The sequence below is a fragment of the Salmonella sp. 32020114201800008SM genome, from assembly GCF_017572025.1.
Classification (GTDB): Bacteria; Pseudomonadota; Gammaproteobacteria; order Enterobacterales; family Enterobacteriaceae; genus Salmonella; species Salmonella enterica.
Map to the genome: position 1 here is coordinate 209,427 of NZ_JAGEQM010000002.1, position 21,445 is coordinate 230,871.

At 52.4% G+C, this 21,445-nt stretch carries 26 protein-coding genes; 17 read left to right on the forward strand and 9 right to left on the reverse strand.

Features of this window, described 5'->3' with window-relative positions; all coding sequences use genetic code 11:
* Nucleotides 1-83: 83 nt before the first annotated feature.
* Nucleotides 84-1,148, reverse strand: a complete 1,065-nt coding sequence (ulaG, locus tag J4613_RS07000) for an L-ascorbate 6-phosphate lactonase (RefSeq protein WP_000049161.1) — start codon at nucleotides 1,146-1,148, stop codon at nucleotides 84-86.
* A gap of 361 nt (nucleotides 1,149-1,509) precedes the next feature.
* On the opposite strand from ulaG, the gene ulaA reads away from it, so the two are divergent.
* Genes ulaA through J4613_RS07030 form a run of 6 tightly spaced genes read left to right on the forward strand, consistent with a single transcriptional unit; the run spans nucleotide 1,510 to nucleotide 5,916 of the window.
* Complete coding sequence (gene ulaA / locus J4613_RS07005) at nucleotides 1,510-2,907, forward strand: PTS ascorbate transporter subunit IIC (RefSeq protein WP_000404873.1); 1,398 nt, start codon at nucleotides 1,510-1,512, stop codon at nucleotides 2,905-2,907.
* A 15-nt stretch (nucleotides 2,908-2,922) separates the two neighbouring features.
* A complete protein-coding gene (gene ulaB, locus J4613_RS07010) occupies nucleotides 2,923-3,228 on the forward strand; it encodes a PTS ascorbate transporter subunit IIB (protein WP_000218358.1) in 306 nt (101 codons plus the stop codon).
* Between the two features lie 9 nt (nucleotides 3,229-3,237).
* Nucleotides 3,238-3,702: a PTS ascorbate transporter subunit IIA gene (gene ulaC, locus J4613_RS07015; protein WP_000776531.1), complete on the forward strand. Its 465-nt coding sequence runs from the start codon at nucleotides 3,238-3,240 to the stop codon at nucleotides 3,700-3,702.
* A 13-nt stretch (nucleotides 3,703-3,715) separates the two neighbouring features.
* The gene (gene ulaD / locus J4613_RS07020; protein WP_000056761.1) at nucleotides 3,716-4,366 is read left to right on the forward strand and encodes a 3-keto-L-gulonate-6-phosphate decarboxylase UlaD; all 651 of its coding nucleotides are present in this window, start codon (nucleotides 3,716-3,718) and stop codon (nucleotides 4,364-4,366) included.
* Nucleotides 4,367-4,375: 9 nt separating this feature from the next.
* Nucleotides 4,376-5,230, forward strand: coding sequence for an L-ribulose-5-phosphate 3-epimerase UlaE (ulaE, locus tag J4613_RS07025; RefSeq protein WP_000949531.1), 855 nt, complete (start codon nucleotides 4,376-4,378; stop codon nucleotides 5,228-5,230).
* Nucleotides 5,230-5,916 carry an L-ribulose-5-phosphate 4-epimerase gene (locus tag J4613_RS07030; protein ID WP_001170771.1) on the forward strand — a complete coding sequence of 229 codons (687 nt, stop codon included), beginning with the start codon at nucleotides 5,230-5,232 and terminating at the stop codon, nucleotides 5,914-5,916. The genes ulaE and J4613_RS07030 overlap by 1 nt, the downstream gene beginning before the upstream one ends.
* A gap of 128 nt (nucleotides 5,917-6,044) precedes the next feature.
* Here J4613_RS07030 and yjfY read toward each other — a convergent pair whose 3' ends face one another.
* The gene (gene yjfY, locus J4613_RS07035; protein ID WP_023195975.1) at nucleotides 6,045-6,320 is read right to left on the reverse strand and encodes a DUF1471 family protein YjfY; all 276 of its coding nucleotides are present in this window, start codon (nucleotides 6,318-6,320) and stop codon (nucleotides 6,045-6,047) included.
* A 193-nt stretch (nucleotides 6,321-6,513) separates the two neighbouring features.
* Here yjfY and J4613_RS07040 point away from each other — a divergent pair, with 193 nt between their 5' ends.
* The 6 genes from J4613_RS07040 to J4613_RS07065 all read left to right on the forward strand — a co-directional run bounded on the left by J4613_RS07040 (nucleotide 6,514) and on the right by J4613_RS07065 (nucleotide 9,304).
* The gene (locus tag J4613_RS07040) at nucleotides 6,514-6,720 is read left to right on the forward strand and encodes a hypothetical protein (RefSeq protein ID WP_001541376.1); all 207 of its coding nucleotides are present in this window, start codon (nucleotides 6,514-6,516) and stop codon (nucleotides 6,718-6,720) included.
* Nucleotides 6,721-6,790: 70 nt separating this feature from the next.
* Nucleotides 6,791-7,186, forward strand: coding sequence for a 30S ribosomal protein S6 (gene rpsF, locus J4613_RS07045; RefSeq protein ID WP_001216673.1), 396 nt, complete (start codon nucleotides 6,791-6,793; stop codon nucleotides 7,184-7,186).
* Between the two features lie 6 nt (nucleotides 7,187-7,192).
* The gene (priB, locus tag J4613_RS07050) at nucleotides 7,193-7,507 is read left to right on the forward strand and encodes a primosomal replication protein N (protein ID WP_001519453.1); all 315 of its coding nucleotides are present in this window, start codon (nucleotides 7,193-7,195) and stop codon (nucleotides 7,505-7,507) included.
* A 4-nt stretch (nucleotides 7,508-7,511) separates the two neighbouring features.
* Nucleotides 7,512-7,739, forward strand: coding sequence for a 30S ribosomal protein S18 (rpsR, locus tag J4613_RS07055; protein WP_000135199.1), 228 nt, complete (start codon nucleotides 7,512-7,514; stop codon nucleotides 7,737-7,739).
* Between the two features lie 41 nt (nucleotides 7,740-7,780).
* Nucleotides 7,781-8,230 carry a 50S ribosomal protein L9 gene (gene rplI, locus J4613_RS07060; protein WP_001196059.1) on the forward strand — a complete coding sequence of 150 codons (450 nt, stop codon included), beginning with the start codon at nucleotides 7,781-7,783 and terminating at the stop codon, nucleotides 8,228-8,230.
* A gap of 147 nt (nucleotides 8,231-8,377) precedes the next feature.
* Nucleotides 8,378-9,304: a DMT family transporter gene (locus tag J4613_RS07065; protein WP_000381075.1), complete on the forward strand. Its 927-nt coding sequence runs from the start codon at nucleotides 8,378-8,380 to the stop codon at nucleotides 9,302-9,304.
* A gap of 49 nt (nucleotides 9,305-9,353) precedes the next feature.
* Here the strand turns inward: J4613_RS07065 and J4613_RS07070 are convergent, their stop codons facing one another.
* A complete protein-coding gene (locus J4613_RS07070; protein WP_001119448.1) occupies nucleotides 9,354-9,989 on the reverse strand; it encodes an OapA family protein in 636 nt (211 codons plus the stop codon).
* A 219-nt stretch (nucleotides 9,990-10,208) separates the two neighbouring features.
* On the opposite strand from J4613_RS07070, the gene fklB reads away from it, so the two are divergent.
* The gene (gene fklB / locus J4613_RS07075; RefSeq protein ID WP_000235161.1) at nucleotides 10,209-10,829 is read left to right on the forward strand and encodes an FKBP-type peptidyl-prolyl cis-trans isomerase; all 621 of its coding nucleotides are present in this window, start codon (nucleotides 10,209-10,211) and stop codon (nucleotides 10,827-10,829) included.
* Nucleotides 10,830-11,124: 295 nt separating this feature from the next.
* Entirely contained in the window at nucleotides 11,125-12,534 is a 1,410-nt protein-coding gene (gene cycA / locus J4613_RS07080) for a D-serine/D-alanine/glycine transporter (RefSeq protein ID WP_000228322.1), read from the forward strand.
* A gap of 111 nt (nucleotides 12,535-12,645) precedes the next feature.
* On the opposite strand, the gene ytfE is transcribed toward cycA, so the two are convergent.
* The 3 genes from ytfE to J4613_RS07095 all read right to left on the reverse strand — a co-directional run bounded on the left by ytfE (nucleotide 12,646) and on the right by J4613_RS07095 (nucleotide 15,305).
* The gene (gene ytfE, locus J4613_RS07085) at nucleotides 12,646-13,308 is read right to left on the reverse strand and encodes an iron-sulfur cluster repair protein YtfE (RefSeq protein WP_000331471.1); all 663 of its coding nucleotides are present in this window, start codon (nucleotides 13,306-13,308) and stop codon (nucleotides 12,646-12,648) included.
* Nucleotides 13,309-13,410: 102 nt separating this feature from the next.
* Entirely contained in the window at nucleotides 13,411-14,376 is a 966-nt protein-coding gene (locus tag J4613_RS07090; protein WP_000623275.1) for a DMT family transporter, read from the reverse strand.
* An 80-nt stretch (nucleotides 14,377-14,456) separates the two neighbouring features.
* Nucleotides 14,457-15,305 carry an SDR family oxidoreductase gene (locus J4613_RS07095; RefSeq protein ID WP_000560615.1) on the reverse strand — a complete coding sequence of 283 codons (849 nt, stop codon included), beginning with the start codon at nucleotides 15,303-15,305 and terminating at the stop codon, nucleotides 14,457-14,459.
* Between the two features lie 87 nt (nucleotides 15,306-15,392).
* On the opposite strand from J4613_RS07095, the gene J4613_RS07100 reads away from it, so the two are divergent.
* On the forward strand, nucleotides 15,393-15,779 hold the full coding sequence (locus J4613_RS07100; protein ID WP_001201297.1) for a helix-turn-helix domain-containing protein: 387 nt from the start codon (nucleotides 15,393-15,395) through the stop codon (nucleotides 15,777-15,779).
* A gap of 57 nt (nucleotides 15,780-15,836) precedes the next feature.
* On the opposite strand, the gene J4613_RS07105 is transcribed toward J4613_RS07100, so the two are convergent.
* Nucleotides 15,837-17,780 carry a bifunctional 2',3'-cyclic-nucleotide 2'-phosphodiesterase/3'-nucleotidase gene (locus tag J4613_RS07105; RefSeq protein WP_111742506.1) on the reverse strand — a complete coding sequence of 648 codons (1,944 nt, stop codon included), beginning with the start codon at nucleotides 17,778-17,780 and terminating at the stop codon, nucleotides 15,837-15,839.
* Nucleotides 17,781-18,047: 267 nt separating this feature from the next.
* Between J4613_RS07105 and cysQ the strand changes: the two genes are divergently transcribed.
* Nucleotides 18,048-18,788, forward strand: a complete 741-nt coding sequence (gene cysQ, locus J4613_RS07110; RefSeq protein ID WP_000893398.1) for a 3'(2'),5'-bisphosphate nucleotidase CysQ — start codon at nucleotides 18,048-18,050, stop codon at nucleotides 18,786-18,788.
* Here the strand turns inward: cysQ and J4613_RS07115 are convergent.
* Nucleotides 18,778-19,335 carry a YtfJ family protein gene (locus tag J4613_RS07115; protein WP_000175301.1) on the reverse strand — a complete coding sequence of 186 codons (558 nt, stop codon included), beginning with the start codon at nucleotides 19,333-19,335 and terminating at the stop codon, nucleotides 18,778-18,780. The two genes, cysQ and J4613_RS07115, sit on opposite strands and share 11 nt — an antisense overlap.
* Before the next feature lie 326 nt (nucleotides 19,336-19,661).
* On the opposite strand from J4613_RS07115, the gene J4613_RS07120 reads away from it, so the two are divergent.
* Nucleotides 19,662-19,868, forward strand: coding sequence for a DUF1107 domain-containing protein (locus tag J4613_RS07120; protein WP_000689229.1), 207 nt, complete (start codon nucleotides 19,662-19,664; stop codon nucleotides 19,866-19,868).
* Between the two features lie 84 nt (nucleotides 19,869-19,952).
* On the opposite strand, the gene J4613_RS07125 is transcribed toward J4613_RS07120, so the two are convergent.
* Nucleotides 19,953-21,296, reverse strand: a complete 1,344-nt coding sequence (locus J4613_RS07125; RefSeq protein WP_000934974.1) for a hemolysin family protein — start codon at nucleotides 21,294-21,296, stop codon at nucleotides 19,953-19,955.
* Nucleotides 21,297-21,445 lie beyond the last annotated feature (149 nt).

Consider the following 21,445-nt stretch of genomic DNA (forward strand, 5'->3'; position numbering starts at 1 on the left):
ATTTGAAAAGATGATATTTGAAATAGCCTGGAAATACTAAAGTAAATGGAAAAAATGCCGGGTAATCCCGGCATGATATCGACTCACAGGAAGGATTTGAACGGTAGATCGGGTTCAATGGTAAAGCAATCGTCAAACCCACGCGGATAGTGGTATTCGAAATTGTCTTTATCCAGCGGCCAGGTAAACTTGCCGCCAACCTGCCAGATAAACGGTTTAAAACCATACTTCAGGCGATCTTTCTTCATTTCCCATAGCACGCGGATCTCTTGCGGATCGGCCTGGAAGTTCGACCAGATATCGTGATGGAACGGGATCACCACTTTGGTATTCAGCGATTCCGCCATGCGTAAAATATCCGCGCTGGTCATTTTGTCCGTAATACCGCGCGGGTTTTCACCGTAAGAACCGAGCGCGACATCAATTTGATGTTCGTTGCCGTGTTTCGCGTAGTAGTTGGAATAGTGAGAATCGCCGCTGTGATAGAGATTGCCGCCCGGCGTTTTAAACAGATAGTTAACCGCGCGTACATCCATGCCGTCCGGCAGTACGCCAGCGGCTTTCTGATCGGCGGGCAGGGTGATTAATGCGGTGCGGTCAAAGGCATCAAGCGCGTGAATTTCAATATCTTTCACTTTCACGACATCGCCCGGTTTTACCACGATGCAGCGTTCTTTCGGCACGCCCCAGCCAACCCATAAATCCACGCAGGTCTGCGGGCCGATAAACGGAACATCATCGGCGCAATTCTGCATTACGGCAGCCGCGACATTGACGTCAATGTGATCGTTATGGTCGTGGGTCGCCAGTACGGCGTCAATCTGACGGATAGCGAAAGGATCGAGAACAAACGGCGTGGTGCGCAGGTTAGGCTGTAATTTTTTGACGCCAGCCATACGCTGCATCTGATGGCCGGTTTTCATCAACGGATTACCGTGGCTCTGTTTACCGGTACCGCACCAGAAATCGACGCATACGTTAGTGCCGCCTTCAGATTTTAGCCAGATACCGGTACAGCCCAGCCACCACATAGCGAACGTACCCGGCGCGACCTGCTCTTGCTCAATCTCTTCGTTCAGCCAGCTTCCCCACTCCGGAAACGTGCTCAGAATCCATGATTCACGCGTGATGCTTTGTACTTTACTCATCGCATTTACCTTCATGTTTGTTCAAAATAGTTCAAAACGTGATTTGTTTTGATTAATTCTGACACTATTTTCTCAAGAAGGCAATGGGCTATTTTTTGACTTTTGGGTAGGGGATAACGCAGTCAGGAGAAAATTTAATCTTGCCTGGCGTCATGGGGATGTAGCCATCTTTATGATTTTACTTATTTAATGAAAAAATGAGTTACCTATAAGTAAACCATGTATTAAGTGCGCTAATTATTTGCGCGCTACGTCACATTTAATCAAATTCAATCTTGTTGTGATTACTTTTGAAAATTACAGTGAAGGGACATTATCCTGAGCGCCTGTGACTCAGCAACCTCGTCTACCGGAGATCGTTATGGAGATCCTCTACAACATCTTTACCATTTTCTTTAATCAGGTAATGACCAATGCCCCGCTATTACTGGGTATTGTGACCTGCCTGGGCTATATCCTGCTGCGTAAAAGCGTCAGCGTGATCATCAAAGGGACGATCAAAACCATCATTGGCTTCATGCTGCTACAGGCCGGGTCCGGCATTCTGACCAGCACCTTTAAACCGGTGGTGGCGAAAATGTCTGAGGTCTACGGCATCAACGGCGCGATTTCCGATACCTATGCTTCGATGATGGCAACGATCGAACGGATGGGTGATGCGTATAGCTGGGTAGGCTACGCGGTGTTGCTCGCGCTGGCGCTGAATATTTGTTACGTCTTGTTGCGACGCATTACCGGTATTCGCACCATCATGTTGACCGGGCACATCATGTTCCAGCAGGCGGGGCTGATTGCGGTCTCTTTCTATATCTTCGGCTATTCCATGTGGACCACCATTATCTGCACGGCGATACTGGTTTCCCTGTACTGGGGTATTACCTCCAACATGATGTACAAGCCGACTCAGGAAGTGACGGACGGCTGCGGTTTCTCCATCGGTCACCAGCAGCAGTTTGCTTCCTGGATTGCCTATAAAGTCGCGCCGTTCCTGGGCAAAAAAGAGGAAAGCGTTGAAGACCTCAAACTGCCGGGCTGGCTGAACATTTTCCATGACAACATCGTCTCCACGGCGATTGTAATGACCATCTTCTTTGGTGCCATTCTGCTCTCTTTTGGTATCGATACCGTACAGGCGATGGCGGGTAAAACCCACTGGACAATCTATATCCTGCAAACCGGTTTCTCCTTTGCGGTGGCGATCTTCATCATCACCCAGGGCGTGCGTATGTTTGTCGCCGAGCTCTCTGAGGCCTTTAACGGTATCTCCCAGCGTCTGATTCCGGGCGCAGTACTGGCGATTGACTGCGCCGCTATTTATAGCTTCGCGCCTAACGCGGTGGTCTGGGGCTTTATGTGGGGCACCATCGGCCAGCTGATTGCGGTTGGCATCCTGGTTGCCTGCGGCTCCTCGATCCTGATTATTCCTGGCTTTATCCCGATGTTCTTCTCTAACGCCACTATCGGCGTGTTCGCTAACCACTTCGGCGGCTGGCGTGCGGCGCTGAAGATTTGTCTGGTGATGGGGATGATCGAAATCTTTGGTTGCGTCTGGGCGGTGAAACTCACGGGGATGAGCGCCTGGATGGGTATGGCGGACTGGTCGATTCTGGCACCGCCGATGATGCAGGGCTTCTTCTCCCTCGGTATCGCCTTTATGGCCGTCATCATTGTAATTGCACTGGCTTATATGTTCTTCGCTGGCCGCGCACTGCGCGCAGAAGAAGATGCAGAAAAACAACTGGCAGAACAGTCTGCTTAATAAGGAGTTTTGATTATGACCGTACGTATTCTGGCTGTGTGTGGCAACGGACAGGGCAGTTCCATGATCATGAAAATGAAAGTGGACCAGTTTTTAACCCAATCAAACATTGACCACACGGTAAACAGCTGCGCGGTTGGCGAGTACAAAAGCGAGTTGAGCGGCGCGGATATCATCATCGCTTCTACCCATATTGCAGGCGAAATCAGCGTGACCGGCAACAAATATGTGGTTGGCGTGCGCAACATGCTGTCGCCTGCGGATTTTGGCCCGAAACTGCTGGAAGTGATCAAAGAACATTTCCCGCAAGACGTGAAGTAAGGATGCAACATGAAATTACGTGATTCACTGGCGGAGAATAATTCTATCCGCCTGCAGGCTGAAGCGAATACCTGGCAGGAAGCCGTCAAGATCGGCGTCGATTTACTGGTAGCTGCCGACGTGGTGGAGCCGCGCTATTACCAGGCCATTCTGGATGGCGTTGAGCAGTTTGGCCCCTATTTTGTGATTGCCCCCGGCCTGGCGATGCCGCATGGCCGCCCGGAAGAAGGGGTGAAGAAAACCGGTTTTTCGCTGGTGACCCTGAAAAAGCCGCTGGAGTTCAACCACGAAGATAACGACCCGGTCGATATTCTGATCACCATGGCGGCAGTAGACGCCAATACCCATCAGGAAGTAGGCATCATGCAGATCGTTAATCTGTTTGAAGACGAAGCTAATTTTGACCGTTTACGCGCCTGCCGTACCGCGCAGGAAGTCCTGGATCTCATTGACCGCACCAACGCGGCAGCTTAAGAAGGAATTGAAAATGTCATTACCAATGTTGCAGGTCGCGCTGGACAACCAGACTATGGATAGCGCCTATGAAACCACTCGCCTGATTGCCGAAGAAGTCGACATTATCGAAGTGGGCACCATTCTGTGCGTGGGCGAAGGCGTGCGTGCCGTTCGCGACCTGAAAGCACTCTATCCGCACAAAATCGTGCTGGCGGACGCCAAAATTGCCGATGCCGGTAAAATCCTCTCCCGTATGTGTTTCGAAGCCAACGCGGACTGGGTGACCGTGATTTGCTGTGCGGATATCAACACCGCAAAAGGCGCGCTGGATGTGGCGAAAGAGTTCAACGGCGACGTGCAGATCGAACTGACCGGTTACTGGACCTGGGAACAGGCGCAGCAGTGGCGTGATGCGGGTATTCAGCAAGTGGTTTATCACCGCAGCCGTGACGCGCAGGCCGCAGGCGTGGCGTGGGGTGAAGCGGATATTACCGCGATTAAACGGCTGTCCGATATGGGCTTTAAAGTGACCGTGACCGGCGGACTGGCGCTGGAAGACCTGCCGCTGTTCAAAGGCATTCCGATCCATGTCTTTATCGCGGGGCGCAGCATTCGCGATGCCGAATCGCCGGTAGAAGCCGCACGGCAGTTCAAACGCTCCATTGCCCAACTGTGGGGCTAAGGAGCGGCTATGCTGTCGAAACAAATTCCGCTCGGCATCTATGAAAAAGCGCTCCCTGCCGGGGAATGCTGGCTGGAGCGCCTGCGGCTGGCGAAAACGCTGGGTTTTGACTTCGTTGAAATGTCGGTGGACGAGACCGACGCCCGACTGGCGCGGCTCGACTGGAGTCGCGAGCAGCGCCTGGCGCTGGTGAGCGCGGTTGCTGAAACCGGCGTGCGCGTGCCGTCCATGTGTCTGAGCGCGCATCGTCGTTTTCCGCTCGGTAGCGAAGATGACGCGGTACGGGCGCAGGGGCTGGAGATTATGCGTAAAGCGATTCAGTTTGCGCAGGACGTCGGGATTCGCGTCATTCAACTGGCGGGGTACGACGTTTACTATCAGCAGGCCAACGACGAAACGCGTTGCCGCTTCCGCGATGGGTTAAAAGAGAGCGTTGATATGGCCAGCCGCGCCCAGGTGACGCTGGCGATGGAGATCATGGACTACCCGCTGATGAATTCCATCAGTAAAGCGCTGGGCTATGCTCACTACCTCAATAACCCGTGGTTCCAGCTCTATCCGGATATCGGCAATCTGTCTGCCTGGGATAACGACGTACAGATGGAGCTACAGGCGGGAATCGGGCATATCGTCGCGGTACACGTCAAAGATACTAAACCCGGCGTGTTCAAAAATGTGCCGTTTGGCGAAGGCGTGGTGGATTTCGAGAGTTGTTTTGCAACGCTCAAACAGAGTGGCTATTGCGGGCCCTATCTGATTGAGATGTGGAGCGAAACAGCAGAGAACCCGGCGGCAGAGGTAGCGAAAGCGCGTGACTGGGTGAAAGCGCGCATGGCCAGCGCCGGTCTGGTGGAGGCAGCCTAATGCAAAAGCTCAAGCAGCAGGTATTTGACGCTAACATGGATTTGCCCCGTTATGGACTGGTGACGTTTACCTGGGGCAACGTCAGCGCTATCGATCGCGAACGCGGATTGGTGGTGATTAAGCCAAGCGGTGTCGCCTATGAAACCATGAAGGTAGATGACATGGTGGTGGTGGATATGGATGGCAAAGTGGTGGAGGGACGTTATCGTCCTTCTTCCGATACCGCTACCCATCTGGCGCTGTATCAACGCTATCCGTCGCTTGGCGGCGTCGTTCATACCCACTCCACCCACGCCACGGCATGGGCGCAAGCGGGGATGGCTATTCCGGCGCTCGGTACCACGCACGCGGACTATTTCTTTGGCGATATTCCTTGTACCAGAGCGTTAAGCGAAGAAGAAGTGCAGGGCGAGTACGAGCTGAACACCGGTAAGGTGATCATCGAAACGCTGGGCGAGGTGGAACCGCTGCATACGCCAGGTATTGTCGTGTATCAACACGGGCCGTTCGCCTGGGGGAAAGATGCGCACGATGCGGTACATAACGCGGTCGTCATGGAGGAAGTGGCACGAATGGCGTGGATTGCGCGCGGTATTAACCCGGCGCTGAATCCCATCGACGATTATCTGATGAACAAGCACTTCATGCGTAAGCATGGCCCGAATGCGTATTACGGGCAGAAGTGAAGTATGAGCTCCGGAATGTGAATATTATCGGGATGTCACAGGTCTAATTCCGGAGCCATCTTTCCGCGAAAAAAGCCCCCTGTTCAGGGGGCAAATCAACTATGGTTTTTTCGTTGGTTTTCCTGATGCTAGCGATAAATATTCGCGCTGGCGTGTATATTGCCATTGCTACCCGGTTCCCGGATAAATATGACGTGATAATACATTGCGTTTCGCACGTCGGCCTCTTCATTCAGCGCCAGATTGGCTTCACTTTCCGTGGCGAAGTTATGGTTGATGTAGATTACGCCTAAGCTGCGCACATCATCCATATTTCTGGCCTGATGATTATTTAACTCGACGGCTGCCGTTGCAGTTATGCCAGGCAAAAGCGCAGCCAGAAATAACATTATCCGGGCTCGCATAGAGTACCTCCTCAGCAGCGCGGTCTGGTTGGCGATATCCCCCTTTAGTGAATCGCTTCTGGTTTAATTTTAACCATAACCCGCCGCAGAGATGGCGACCTTTTCTGATGCTGTTGTTCAAAAAATTATTGCATTGTCGTTTTTTACCTGATTAACAACCCATTGATGTATGCCGCCATGTTTAAGAAATCCTGTGTGGCAAAAAAGTGCGCTGACCACAGTGTCAATTTCTCTGCCGCAACAGGCCGTTTATAGTGGCATGCGATATGAAGTTAATATCTCAGCAGCAAAATGTGACGGGACAGGCGTTACGTTCGGCACGATAAATAATTGTACAATCACCTTGAGTTTGCCCGCAGGCGCCAGTATTATAACGCGTCATTTTTCAGCCGACCTTTAACACGTTCCTTGCCTCCATGGGCCGCGGCTGACCCAGACAGGAGGCTGAATAATCCGTAAGGAGCAATTCGATGCGTCATTACGAAATCGTTTTTATGGTCCATCCTGACCAGAGCGAACAGGTTCCGGGCATGATCGAGCGTTACTCTGCTGCCATCACTGGCGCAGAAGGCAAGATCCACCGTCTGGAAGACTGGGGCCGCCGTCAGCTGGCTTACCCGATCAACAAACTGCACAAAGCGCACTACGTTCTGATGAACGTTGAAGCGCCGCAGGAAGTGATCGATGAGCTGGAAACTACCTTCCGCTTCAACGATGCCGTTATCCGCAGCATGGTTATGCGTACTAAGCACGCTGTTACCGAAGCTTCTCCGATGGTTAAAGCGAAAGACGAGCGCCGTGAGCGTCGCGATGATTTCGCTAACGAAACCGCAGATGATGCTGAAGCTGGGGATTCTGAAGAGTAATTTCTGATGACCAACCGTCTGGCGTTGTCCGGCACCGTGTGCAGGGCCCCCCTTCGAAAGGTCAGTCCATCAGGAATTCCGCATTGCCAGTTCGTGCTTGAGCATCGTTCTGTGCAAGAGGAAGCCGGCTTTCACCGGCAGGCGTGGTGCCAAATGCCCGTTATTGTTAGCGGACACGAAAACCAGGCCATTACTCACAGTATAACGGTCGGCAGCCGCATAACCGTTCAGGGGTTTATTTCTTGCCACAAGGCAAAGAACGGTCTGAGCAAAATGGTTCTGCATGCCGAGCAGATTGAATTGATAGATTCTGGAGACTAGCCATATGGCACGTTATTTCCGTCGTCGCAAGTTCTGCCGTTTCACCGCGGAAGGCGTTCAAGAGATCGACTATAAAGATATCGCTACGCTGAAAAACTACATCACCGAAAGCGGTAAGATTGTCCCAAGCCGTATCACCGGTACCCGTGCAAAATACCAGCGTCAGCTGGCTCGCGCTATCAAACGCGCTCGCTACCTGTCTCTGCTGCCGTACACTGATCGCCATCAGTAATCGGTCACGGTCCATTAATACGACTTTGAGAGGATAAGGTAATGCAAGTTATTCTGCTTGATAAAGTAGCAAACCTGGGTAGCCTGGGTGATCAGGTTAACGTTAAAGCGGGCTATGCTCGTAACTTCCTGGTACCAAAGGGTAAAGCTGTTCCGGCTACCAAGAAAAACGTTGAATACTTCGAAGCACGTCGCGCTGAACTGGAAGCTAAACTGGCTGACGTTCTGGCTGCTGCAAATGCACGCGCAGAGAAAATCAACGCCCTGGAAACCGTTACTATCGCGTCTAAAGCAGGCGACGAAGGTAAACTGTTCGGTTCCATCGGTACTCGCGACATCGCTGACGCTGTGACTGCGGCTGGCGTTGACGTGGCTAAGAGCGAAGTTCGTCTGCCGAACGGCGTTCTGCGTACCACTGGCGAACACGAAGTGAACTTCCAGGTTCACAGCGAAGTATTCGCAAAAGTTATCATCAACGTGGTTGCTGAGTAATCAGGCATTCTCGTTTTTGCTAGCAACGAAACGTCGGCCCAGCGCCGACGTTTTGCTTTTTTAACCCCATCGCTTTTCGACTGGCTATCTCCCCCTCTTTTCGCGATAATCAAAAATAAAACATTATTTTAATTTCTTGGTGAAAGAATGGATACCCAACGCCAGGCCTCCCCGTTTGCCCGCAAAAACGTCGTTTATGTGTGTGCCGCATTTTGTTGCCTGCTATGGGGCAGCGCTTATCCAGCCATCAAAAGCGGTTATGACCTCTTTCAGATAGCCACCGACGATATCCCTTCTAAAATTGTTTTTGCTGGTTATCGTTTTTTGTTTGCGGGTGGGTTGCTGCTACTGTTCGCGCTGCTTCAGCGTAAACCGATTGGTCGGTTTCGTCCGCGCCAGTTTGCTCAGTTAACGTTACTGGGGCTGACTCAGACGTCGCTGCAATATCTCTTTTTCTATATCGGCCTTGCGTTCACCTCCGGCGTGAAAGGCTCAATCATGAACGCGACAGGCACATTCTTCAGCGTATTGCTGGCGCACTTTATTTATCAGAACGACCGATTGAGCTACAACAAAACGCTCGGCTGTATTCTGGGCTTTGCGGGCGTCATGGTGGTGAACGTCAGCAACGGCCTGGATTTCAGCTTTAATCTGCCGGGAGAAGGCTCCGTGGTGCTGGCGGCGTTTATTCTTTCTGCGGCCACGTTGTATGGCAAACGTCTCTCGCAGACGGTCGATCCGATGGTCATGACTGGCTATCAATTGGGGATTGGCGGTCTGGTACTGGTCATTGGCGGTTACGTTTTTGGCGGTACGCTGACGATACATGGCTTCTCATCAGTGGCGATTTTAGTCTACCTGACGCTGCTCTCGTCGGTCGCTTTTGCGCTATGGAGCATTTTACTCAAATATAACCGTGTGGGGATGATTGCGCCGTTTAACTTTCTGATCCCGGTTTCCGGCGCGGCTCTTTCGGCTATTTTTCTCGGCGAGAATATATTGGAGTGGAAATACATGATTGCTCTGGTGCTGGTATGTTCGGGGATTTGGTGGGTGAATAAGGTGAAGCGGTAATGCTTCACCTGAACGAATAGGGTACAGGCGGGATAAGGCGTAGCCGGCGTTACTGTGCGCGAATAAAACTGCCGTCAGGCTGACGCGTAAACAGCACCTGTTGACCGTTATCGCCATCTATCGTTAAACCTGTCACCACCCCGCTGGCATTCTGGCGAATTTTAATCATTTGACCATTTTTGAGATTACTCAGCGGTTTGCCAGCGCCTTCTACCTGCGCCATTGCATAAACGTCTGTCGGGGGCAGCCCGTGGTCACGGAACAGTTGCGCCAGAGTTTTACCAGACTCTACCCGGTACGAGCGCCACTGTTGACCGATGCCGCTATCCTGCTGGAAAGGCTGCGTCTGCGGCTGGTTTTGTTCTTCCGGCTGGCCTTCCTGGATAGGTTCCGGCGCAACGGGCGCCACCTGATCCGGATCGTTTTGCGGCGCGACCAGCTGCGCCTGAAGCTGGGCCTCCGTCGGCGGCTGTGATTGCGATTGCAGATCCAATTGCGCTTCCCGCGTGACGACAGGTGAGTCGCTGGTCTCGCTGGCGGGCAGCAGGAAACCGATCACCAGCACGATAGCGGCAATGATAATGCCACGACGATGCATAGGCGGCAGCGGTTCCATGATGCGAAAATTATCCGGCGCGTGCCAGATTTTCGCCAGGGTTGGTTTTAATTCAAAGCGCCCGGGCATGGTTTACCTCCTGCTCCGCATCTCGTTCCTTAATCATAGAGTATAGATGGCTAACGCTATGATACTGGTAGTGCTATCCGCTTTCGTGACATCAATACGGATAATCTATTGTTTCTTTTTCCCTGCGATTTGTCATCCTCCCTGAGACAAAGTTTTACCAGAAGAAGCGTGGCTGTTATGCTGCCCGCTACTTTTTTGATATCCGATGAAGGAAAAATAATGGCCACCCCGACTTTTGACACTATTGAAGCGCAAGCGAGCTACGGCATTGGTTTGCAGGTAGGGCAGCAGCTCAGCGAATCCGGTCTTGAAGGGCTGTTGCCTGAAGCGCTGGTTGCAGGCATTGCTGATGCGCTGGAAGGTAAACACCCGGCGGTTCCTGTTGATGTGGTGCATCGTGCGCTGCGTGAAATTCATGAGCGTGCGGACGCGGTGCGTCGTGAGCGTTTCAAAGCGATGGCGGCCGAAGGCGTGAAATACCTGGAAGAAAACCGCGAAAAAGACGGTGTGAACAGTACTGAATCTGGTTTACAGTTCCGCGTTCTGACGCAGGGCGAAGGCGCGATTCCGGCGCGTACCGACCGCGTACGCGTGCATTACACCGGTAAGCTTATTGATGGCACCGTATTTGACAGCTCCGTCGCGCGCGGCGAACCGGCTGAATTCCCGGTAAATGGCGTGATCGCCGGCTGGATTGAAGCGCTGACTCTGATGCCGGTAGGTTCCAAATGGGAACTGACTATCCCACAGGAGCTGGCCTATGGCGAGCGTGGGGCCGGGGCATCTATTCCGCCATTCAGCACCCTGGTGTTTGAAGTGGAACTGCTGGAAATTCTGTAAGCGCCCCGGGTTTGCCGGATGACGGCGTAAACGCCTTATCCGGCAACCCTGACTTCAGTAGATGCCAATATTTTATTTTGCAAATGGCGTCGTTACGTGTATTTTTGTGAGCTAATTCGCATTATCAAAGTGATATAACACTCATTTTAAACATAAAATTAACATTGTATTTGAATCTTAGTATTCATCCCGCCGATTCTTACCTAATATCGATGAGTCCTGATAACAGGATCGTCGTATCATAGACCAAAGGCCGTAGAGCCCGCACAACACAGACAGGTACAGGAAGAAAAACATGGTAGATCAGGTAAAAGTCGCAGCCGACGAACAGGCTCCGGCTGAACAGTCGCTACGGCGCAATCTTACAAACCGTCATATACAGCTTATCGCTATTGGCGGCGCTATTGGTACCGGTCTGTTTATGGGATCGGGTAAAACGATCAGTCTCGCCGGACCGTCGATCATTTTTGTGTATATGATCATCGGTTTTATGCTTTTTTTCGTGATGCGCGCCATGGGGGAATTGCTGCTCTCGAATCTGGAATATAAATCGTTTAGCGATTTTGCTTCCGACCTGCTTGGCCCCTGGGCGGGATATTTCACCGGCTGGACGTACTGGTTTTGCTGGGTGGTGACCGGTATGGCTGACGTGGTGGCGATTACCGCCTACGCGCAGTTCTGGTTTCCCGGCCTTTCCGATTGGGTCGCCTCGCTGGCGGTAGTGATCCTGCTGCTAAGCCTCAACCTCGCCACCGTTAAAATGTTTGGTGAAATGGAATTTTGGTTTGCTATGGTCAAAATCGTCGCCATTGTGGCGTTGATTGTGGTCGGGCTGGTGATGATTGCGATGCACTTTAAATCGCCGACAGGCGTTGAAGCGTCTTTCGCGCATCTGTGGAATGACGGCGGCTGGTTCCCGAAAGGTATTAGCGGGTTCTTTGCCGGTTTCCAGATTGCAGTGTTCGCTTTCGTGGGCATTGAGCTGGTTGGTACTACCGCCGCAGAAACTAAAGATCCGGAAAAATCGCTGCCGCGCGCGATTAACTCAATACCGATCCGTATCATCATGTTCTACGTCTTTGCGCTGATTGTCATTATGTCGGTGACGCCGTGGAGTTCCGTGGTGCCGGATAAGAGCCCGTTTGTTGAGCTGTTTGTACTGGTGGGTCTGCCTGCCGCTGCGAGCGTGATCAACTTTGTCGTGCTGACCTCGGCGGCGTCTTCCGCCAACAGCGGCGTCTTCTCGACCAGCCGTATGCTGTTTGGCCTGGCGCAAGAAGGCGTGGCGCCAAAAGCGTTCGCTAAGCTATCGAAACGCGCGGTACCGGCGAAAGGCCTGACCTTCTCCTGTATCTGCCTGCTGGGCGGCGTGGTTATGCTGATGGTCAACCCGAGCGTGATTGGCGCATTCACCATGATCACTACGGTTTCGGCTATCCTGTTTATGTTTGTCTGGACCATCATTCTGTGTTCATACCTGGTGTACCGCAAAAAGCGCCCCCACCTGCATGAGAAATCCATCTATAAGATGCCGCTCGGTAAGCTGATGTGCTGGGTCTGTATGGCGTTCTTTGCGTTCGTGCTGGTATTACTGACGCTGGAAGACGATACGCGCCAGGCGCTGATCGTGACGCCGCTGTGGTTTATCGCGTTGGGTCTGGGCTGGCTGTTGATAGGTAAGAAACGGATGGCGGGAATGCGTTAATTGTTTTGCCCGGTGGCGCTGGCGCTTACCGGGCTTACAGCGTAGCGTTGATTTGTAGGCCGGATAAGGCGCAGTTTACAGCCGCCATCCGGCAAAATGCCCGGCTGGCGATTATTCCCCGGCCAGTGCGCGTGGGAACAGCACGTTATTCTCCAGGCTGATGTGCTCCATCAGATCATCAATCATCTCATTAATGCCGTTATACATCGCTTTCCAGGTGGTGCAGGCTTCTGGCGGCGGCGTTACATTTTGGGTGACGTGTTTGATGACGTCTACCAGCTCTCCCGCCTCGTCATGCTCGCTTTCCATTACGCTTATCGGGCCCGTTGCCTGGCGACCCATACCCTGTTTGATCATTGGGAACAGGATCTGTTCTTCTTTCATCATATGGCTGGAAAGCTCTTCATGCAGCGCGGTGAGATATTTTGTCAGGCCGCGTGGGACGTTTGGCTTATCCGCGTGAACGCGTTCCACTTTGGTTGCCTGCAGAATAAGCTCCGGCAGTTGTTCGCGATGTCGGTCATGATAGCGAACAACGATATGGTCAATAATGTCCGCCAGCGGAACGGCGCGCCAGTCTTTTTCGATGGGCTGTTCAGCCAATTGCGCCAGTTGCGCTTCAATGATGTCAATATCGACGTCGTGACGCGCGGCGGCGCGTGCCAGCGTCTGTTTTCCACCGCAGCAGTAATCCATATCGTACTGGCGAAACAGCGCCGATGCGCGGGGAATAGAGAGCGCCAGTTCGCCTAAAGGTTGATCGCGATAAGCCATAGCCGTTACCTCATTTGCAATAATATAAGTTGTATTATAAATGCATCTTTAAGGCGAGGCTATAACACTTTCGGGGTGCGTATAATTTAAGCGAGTATGAAATTAGCGTTCCGTGACCGGAACGACGGTCGCTTTTTCCGGTTTCGCTCTCACGGCAATGACCACGCCCGCCACCAAGAGCGCAATGCCGCTTAACGTCAGGAATGGCGGGATTTCCTGGCGCAGAATGAAGGTATAGAGCAGTCCCGCCAGCGTTTCAAAAACAATCAGCGGCCCTAAAATCACGGTTGGCAATTTTTGGCTGGCGATATTCCAGCACAACGCGCCCACCCAGGAACACAGCACCGCGATGGCGATCATCAGACCGATAAACAGCGCGGGATGCGGGCCAAAGGGCAGGGTAAACAGCGGTTTCTGGATACTCAGCCACAGACAGACCGCCGCATAGCCGATTAACGAGACCGGCAGCGTAACCAGCGCCTGCGCCGTTGCCCACATCATGGGATGTTTGTCGGGATTTTCCCGCAGCCAGCGGGCGTTGCGCAGCGCATACCATGCCCAGCACGCTACGGAAATCAGCGCCAGCACAATGCCTGAACCATAGCGCCAGCCGCTAACATCGGACAATCCCTGGCTAAGTTCAGCAATATTGACGCACAGCAGGCCAAAACCGATAAGCGCCAGCGCGGGCGCTAAACGCCGCCAGGATAATCTGCCGTCTCGTTGGCTATAGAGAACGTTAGCGAAAAGCGGAATGACGACCGGCAATGTCCCGATGATCATCGTCGAAACCGGCGCGCCGGTTCGCTGAATAGCGCTGGCGAGGCAGGCGTAATAGATTACATTGCCCATCAGAGTCAGCGACAGGGCGGTGAACCAGTCTTTACGCGTCAACTGGCGTAACCGCGTGCGGCCTAACCAGGCAATCGGCAGGGCAATCAGCCCCAGCGCCAGATAGCGTCCCATTGACTGTAAGAGGGCCGGGTAATCCGGCACGATTAACGGGCCGACGAAAATCAATCCCCACATTAGCCCTGCCAGCAGGGCGTATAGCACGCCGCTAATCATCAGATTCTCCTCATAAACCGTTCCGTCATTATCAGAGAAGGTCTATGAGGATGCCACATAAATTAACTAAATTTTAACACTTACAGTACGGAGCGAAGGCTTTCTGTGAGCGTCGTCGTCGGGCGACCGATGAGTTTACGCAGCGTATGGCTGTCATCAAACAAGCCGCCTTTCGCCGCGCCAGCGTCAGAATTGGCCAACATATCCGCCAGTCCGTCAGGCAGGCCTGCGCCTTTTAACGCGGCGGCAAAATCGACTTCGCTCAGGTTCTGGTAGACGATTTTTTTTCCGCTCTGATGAGTAAGTTCATCCGCCAACTGGCGTAATGTCCAGGCGTCATCACCCGCCAGCTCGTAGACATTCCCGGCGTGACCCTCTTCACGGATGACGCGCGCGGCGGCGGCGGCATAGTCAGCGCGCATTGCGGAGGCGATTTTCCCTTCTCCCGCTGCGCCAATAAAGACGCCATGCTTCAGCGCGGCAGGGACGCTCGCCAGGTAGTTTTCCGTATACCAGCCGTTACGTAATAGCGTGTGAGGAATACCTGACTCAGCCAGCATTTTTTCCGTTTCAATATGTTCATCGGCGAGCGCCAGCGGCGATTTATCCGCATGTAGCAGGCTGGTATAGGCGATGAATTTCACCTTCGCGGCAATGGCGGCCTGAATAACGTTGCGGTGCTGCGCGGTGCGTTGTCCCACTTCGCTGGATGATATAAGCAGCAGTTTATCAACGCCCTGTAAGGCGGTTGTCAGCGCGGCTTCGTTAGCGTAATCCGCCTGGCGAACGGCAATCCCGCGCTGACTGAGCGGGGCGGCTTTTTTCGGGTTACGGACGATCGCGACGAGGTGGCTGGCGGGCGTCGTTTTTAGCAGGTTTTCAATAACGTGTTGGCCCAGTTGGCCCGTTGCGCCAGTGATAGCAATCATGGTGAACTCCTCAGTGTTGGTCTTGTGTTTTATTACGCTACCACCTAAACTTACTTTTAGTAAGTACGTACAAAAAGGTAAGTATCAATGCGCGCTCATACTCTTTCCCGGCAGTTGCGTGAAGGCAATCTCTTTGCTGAACAGTGCCCGTCCCGTGAGGTGTTAAAACATGTCACCAGTCGCTGGGGCGTACTGATTCTGGTGGCGTTACGCGACGGTACACACCGTTTTAGCGACCTGCGCCGCAAGATGGGAGGCGTGAGTGAAAAGATGCTGGCGCAGTCGTTACAGGCGCTTGAACAGGACGGATTTCTTAACCGGGTGTCATATCCAGTTGTTCCGCCGCATGTGGAGTACAGCCTGACGCCGCTTGGCGAGCAGGTGAGCGATAAAGTCGCCGCGCTGGCGGACTGGATAGAACTGAATTTGCCGCAGGTATTGGCGCAGCGGGAGCGTTTATCAGATGGCGGCTAGCGCTTTATTCGGCCTGCCAGTCAGGCCGAATAAACGCAGCGCCATGCGGGACTCACGTTACTTGCTCAAATCCACCTGATAAATGGCAAAACCGATATCATCGACAGCAACCTTCTTCATCGGATACTGTTCTTTCGCTTTAATGAAGGCAGCGGCTTTATCGCCTGGCGATGTTTCAAAGCGGATATCCAGCGCCGTATCGCTGTGGATTGGCGCCAGACGCCAGTTATTATCCGCCGCCGGATGGATTTCGCCCGCGCGTTTTGACTCTGCGCCAATCCATGCCGCCAGCACGGCGCGATTTTCATCCGGAGACGCAAAGGCGATATGGCTGTCGCCCGTGCCGGCAAACTTGCCGCCGTAAGCGCGATAGTTATTCGTGGCGACCAGGAACGTAGCGTTCGGGTCGACAGGCTTACCGTTAAAGGTCAGGTTTTTAATACGTTCCGCCTGCGGATTCACCATCTGGCATTCGCCATCATAGCGGGCGGGCTGTGACACATCGATTTGATAATTCACGCCGTCAATGACATCGAAATTATAGGTGCGAAAGCCATCCCAATTGATCAACGATTGCGGTTTGTTGCTGTGAATATCAATCTGATTAAATTGTCCGGCAGAACATTCCAGCCACTCTTTTACCTCCTTGCCGCTGGCTTTCACCACCACCAGCGTATTCGGATAGAGATAAAGATCCGCGGCGTTACGGAAGGTCAACTGGCCTTTTTCCACTTCGACAAAACTGGCAGGATCGTTCTTACGCCCGCCAACTTTAAACGGCGCGGCGGCGGACAGCACCGGCAGTTTCGCCAGATCCGGATCGCCCTGAATAAAGTGTTCCACATACGCTTTTTGCGCGTTATTCACCACCTGTACGGTAGGATCGTCCTGCACCAGAGCAAGATAACTGTACATATTATCGGCGGATTTACCGATGGGCTTGCTGACAAACTCGCGGGTGGCATCGTGATCGGCTTTCAGAATACCGACCAGCTTACTGTCTTCCGCCGCCAGCGACTTTTTAGCGGCGGCGTCATAGATAGGCCGCGCTTCCGCTTTCGCCTGCGTAACCTGCCATTTGCCGCTGTCGTTATTGAGCACCAGATCGACCACTCCCAGATGGTCGCCCCACATGCCAGGCATTACCGCAGGAATGCCGTTAAGCGTACCTTTGGCGATATCCGCGCCTTTGATGTCGGCAAAATCTTTACCGGGGAAGACGGCGTGAGCGTGGCCAAACATAATCGCGTCGACGCCAGGAACTTCGCTGAGGTAATAAACCGAGTTTTCCGCCATGCTGTGGTACGGATCGGCAGAAAGGCCTGAGTGAGCAATGACTACCACGATATCAGCGCCTTTCTCGCGCATTTCGGGCACATATTTCCGGGCGGTTTCCGTAATGTCATTGACGGTAACTTTGCCGCTCAGGTTCGCTTTATCCCAAATCATGATTTGCGGCGGAACAAAGCCGATATAGCCGATTTTCAGAGTTTGCGGGTGGCCGTCTTTATCAATAACGCTCGTCTCTTTAATCAGATAAGGCGTAAAGAGCGGCTTTTGGGTTTTAACGTCGATAATATTGGCGTTAACATAAGGGAATTTCGCGCCAGCCAGCGCGTTATGCAGATAGTCCAGACCATAATTAAACTCATGGTTGCCGAGGTTTCCAACCGCGTAATCCAGAGTGTTGAGCGCTTTATAGACCGGGTGAACATCACCGTCTTTGAGCCCTTTTGCCGCCATATAATCGCCCAGAGGGCTCCCCTGAATCAGGTCGCCGTTATCCACCAGCACGCTGTTTTTGACTTCATTTCGGGCGGCATGAATCAAACTTGCGGTACGTACCAATCCGAATTTTTCGGTTGCGGTATCCTTGTAATAATCGAAATCCATCATGTTGCTATGTAAATCAGTAGTTTCCATGATACGGAGATCGACGGTGGCCGCATTCACGCTGGCGGCGATCAGCGTAGCCAGAAGCGTTGCACTAAACTTAATCATCAGAGGCACCTTTTAAGAACGCAATAGAAAAGCCGGATAGTGAAAAATAGCGATGGTAAACAGTGAAACTCGATATCGTTCCGACCGTCGCCAGAAGAAGGCGAAACCGCCCCATCCGGCCGATTTTTTGCGAGTGTTCACAGAAGGGGGAATCATGCCATGAAAGGTATTATCAAAACCGCAGACGGTATCACAGTTGGCGGAACCCTTAACGATCGGGTATAAGTAAAACAACGAGTTAACGCCCCTGTCATAAAGAGGTGGAGAATGTTAGAACAAGTATGCCAGCTTGCACGGAACGCGGGCGATGCCATTATGCAGGTTTATGATGGAGCCAAACCGATGGAGTACGCCCGCAAGCAGGACGATTCTCCAGTCACTGCGGCGGATATCGCCGCACATACCGTGATTCTCGAAGGGTTACGCACGCTCACGCCGGATATTCCGGTGCTTTCAGAAGAAGATCCGCCCGCCTGGGAAGTGCGCCAGCACTGGCAGCGTTACTGGCTGGTCGATCCGCTCGACGGCACCAAGGAGTTCATCAAGCGCAATGGCGAATTCACGGTCAATATCGCGCTGATTGAGCAGGGCAAACCGGTGTTGGGCGTGGTCTATGCGCCGGTGCTGAAAGTGATGTACTACGCGGCGGAAGGTAAGGCCTGGAAAGAGGAGTGCGGGGTGCGTAAGCAGATTCAGGTCCGGGATGCCCGCCCGCCGCTGGTGGTGATTAGCCGTTCGCATACGGATGATGAACTCACCGAATATCTCCAACAGCTTGGCGAACATCAGACAACCTCTATTGGTTCCTCGCTGAAATTCTGCCTTGTGGCGGAAGGCCAGGCGCAGCTTTACCCCAGATTTGGGCCGACCAGCGTCTGGGACACTGCCGCAGGTCATGCCATTGCCGTTGCAGCCGGGGCGCACGTTCACGACTGGCAGGGAAAAACGCTGGACTATACCCCTCGTGAATCGTTCCTTAACCCCGGCTTCCGGGTGACTATTTACTGAGGAGCTTATGCAGCAGGTCGACCACCTGCTGTACCTCTTGCTGGGTTAACGCGCCATCTTTCACCCATTGAACCCGACCGTCTTTGTCAAGCACGATGACGGCGGACCCCTCTTCTTTTAATTGCCAGGCGTTACGCGCCACGCCATTGCTGTCGACAATAAATTGCGACCACGGGTAGAGCTTTTTATTACTTTCTATACTGCTACGCACGAACATACCGGAGCCTGGGATCGCATCATCGGTGTTCACAATTGTGGTCGTCTGGTATCTGTCATGTGGGAGCTTGGCTGATTTAATCGCTTCAATCAGCGTGGCGTTTTTTTCCTTCGCTGACGTTCGACCCGCAATGTGCAGCAGGACGCGCACTTTTCCCGCCAGCTGCGCGCTATTCCAGTTTTTATAACTAAACTCATCTTTATTCAACGTCAGTTCGCCACGATCGGCAATGCCTACCGGCGGCACCCGTTGGTTATCTTCAAGGTTATGCGCACAAGCCATTATGGGGAGTAGCAGACACGACATCGCCAGAATTTTACGTAGGGTCATGGTCATTCCTTCTTTATTTTTTTGCAGGTGATCCGACCACTTTGGGCCGATAGTTAATCATATGTGCGATTGATGCTTTTTCCCGCAAAGGGGATGCCAGTTTGCGGGCGGGCGCACACTTCCTGTGAAAAATGAAGGCATATACTGAGAAAAATGAGCTGATGTTTAGATAATTCTGAATAACTGTAATCAAAAGGTAAATATACTTATGCACACTGGAAACGACGTAGATATGGTCTATAGTCATATGGCATTAAAATTTGCGCCTTAAAACTGTTGGGCCGATTGTGGCACCGCAAGGGCGTAATACTCTGCAGGAGACAACAATGAAAATTTTCCAACGCTACAACCCGCTACAGGTGGCGAAGTACGTGAAGATCCTGTTCCGTGGACGGTTATATATCAAGGATGTTGGCGCTTTTGAGTTCGATAAGGGTAAGATTCTTATCCCAAAAGTGAGAGACAAGCAGCACTTGTCTGTGATGTCTGAAGTTAACCGTCAGGTTATGCGTCTGCAAACTGAGATGGCGTAACCAAAAGTGCTATGCAGTAGGTTAAAAAAGTAAAAAAAAACGGCTCCTGAATCAGGAGCCGTTGATGTTTCTGGCAAACGTATTTCAGGCCGCGCTGTCTTCTTTACCTTGCGCATCGGGCAGTTTCGGCGCCGGTACGTTGCTTTTATTGTCGAGGCGCGTCACCAGCAACTGATCGATACGGTAGTTGTCGATATCCACCACTTCAAATTTGTAGCCGGAAAACTTCACCGAATCAGTGCGTTTTGGGATCTTGCGCAGCATAAACATCATAAAGCCGCCAATGGTTTCATAGTTGCCGGATTGCGGAAACTCATCGATATCCAGCACGCGCATGACGTCGTCAATCGGCGTGCCGCCGTCAACCAGCCAGGAATTTTCATCGCGCGCCACAATTTGCTCTTCCAGTCCCTGGCCGACCAGGTCACCCATTAGCGTGGTCATCACATCGTTCAGCGTAATGATACCGACGACCAGTGCGTATTCATTCATAATGACCGCGAAATCTTCGCCCGCCGTTTTGAAACTTTCCAGCGCCTCAGAAAGGGTCAGCGTATCCGGCACAATCAAGGTATTGCGAATTTGCACGCCGCTATTCAGCGCCATACTTTGGTTCGCCAGCACGCGATTCAGCAGATCTTTGGAGTCTACATAGCCGATGATGTGGTCGATATCTTCATTACACACCAAAAATTTTGAGTGCGGATGTTCGGCGACCTTTTTCTTCAGGCTTTGTTCGTCTTCGTGCAGATCAAACCAGATGATACTTTCGCGCGACGTCATAGAAGACGGTACGGTGCGAGATTCAAGTTCAAACACATTTTCAATTAGTTCGTGCTCTTGCTTGCGCAAGACGCCCGCCAGCGCGCCGGCTTCCACCACTGCGTAAATATCATCAGAAGTAATGTCGTCTTTCCGCACCATTGGAATTTTGAACAGGCGGAAGATGTTGTTTGCCATGCCGTTAAACAGCCACACCAGCGGGCGAAAAACGAACAGGCAGAAGCGCATCGGGTTGATGATACGCAAAGCCACAGCTTCTGGCGCAATCATACCGATGCGTTTCGGGGTTAAATCCGCGAACAGGATAAACAGCCCCGTCACCAGCGAGAAAGAGAGAATAAAGCTCAGCTGCTCGGAGAGTTCTGGCGACATATAGTGCGAGAAGAGGGCGGAAAAGGCGGGCGAAAATGCCGCATCGCCGACGATACCGCCAAGAATAGCGACGGCGTTCAGGCCAATTTGCACAACGGTGAAAAACATGCCGGGATTTTCCTGCATTTTCAATACGCGTTGTGCGTTGATACTGCCTTCATCAGCTAATAACTTAAGTTTAATCTTACGTGATGCGGCAAGCGAGATCTCGGAGATGGAGAAGAACGCACTTACAGCGATCAGGCAGAATATAATGAATATACTGTTTAACATATCTTATCCGGCGAAACGCCAGATCCTCGGAAGGGAAGTTTATAAATCCGTGTGGTAACGTTTAATGAAAACCGGCTCGTAGCAGTGAGCCGATAAGTTCAGGGCTAGTATAGCGTAAGCTACTGTAAAGTCGCCAGAGGGTTCATTTT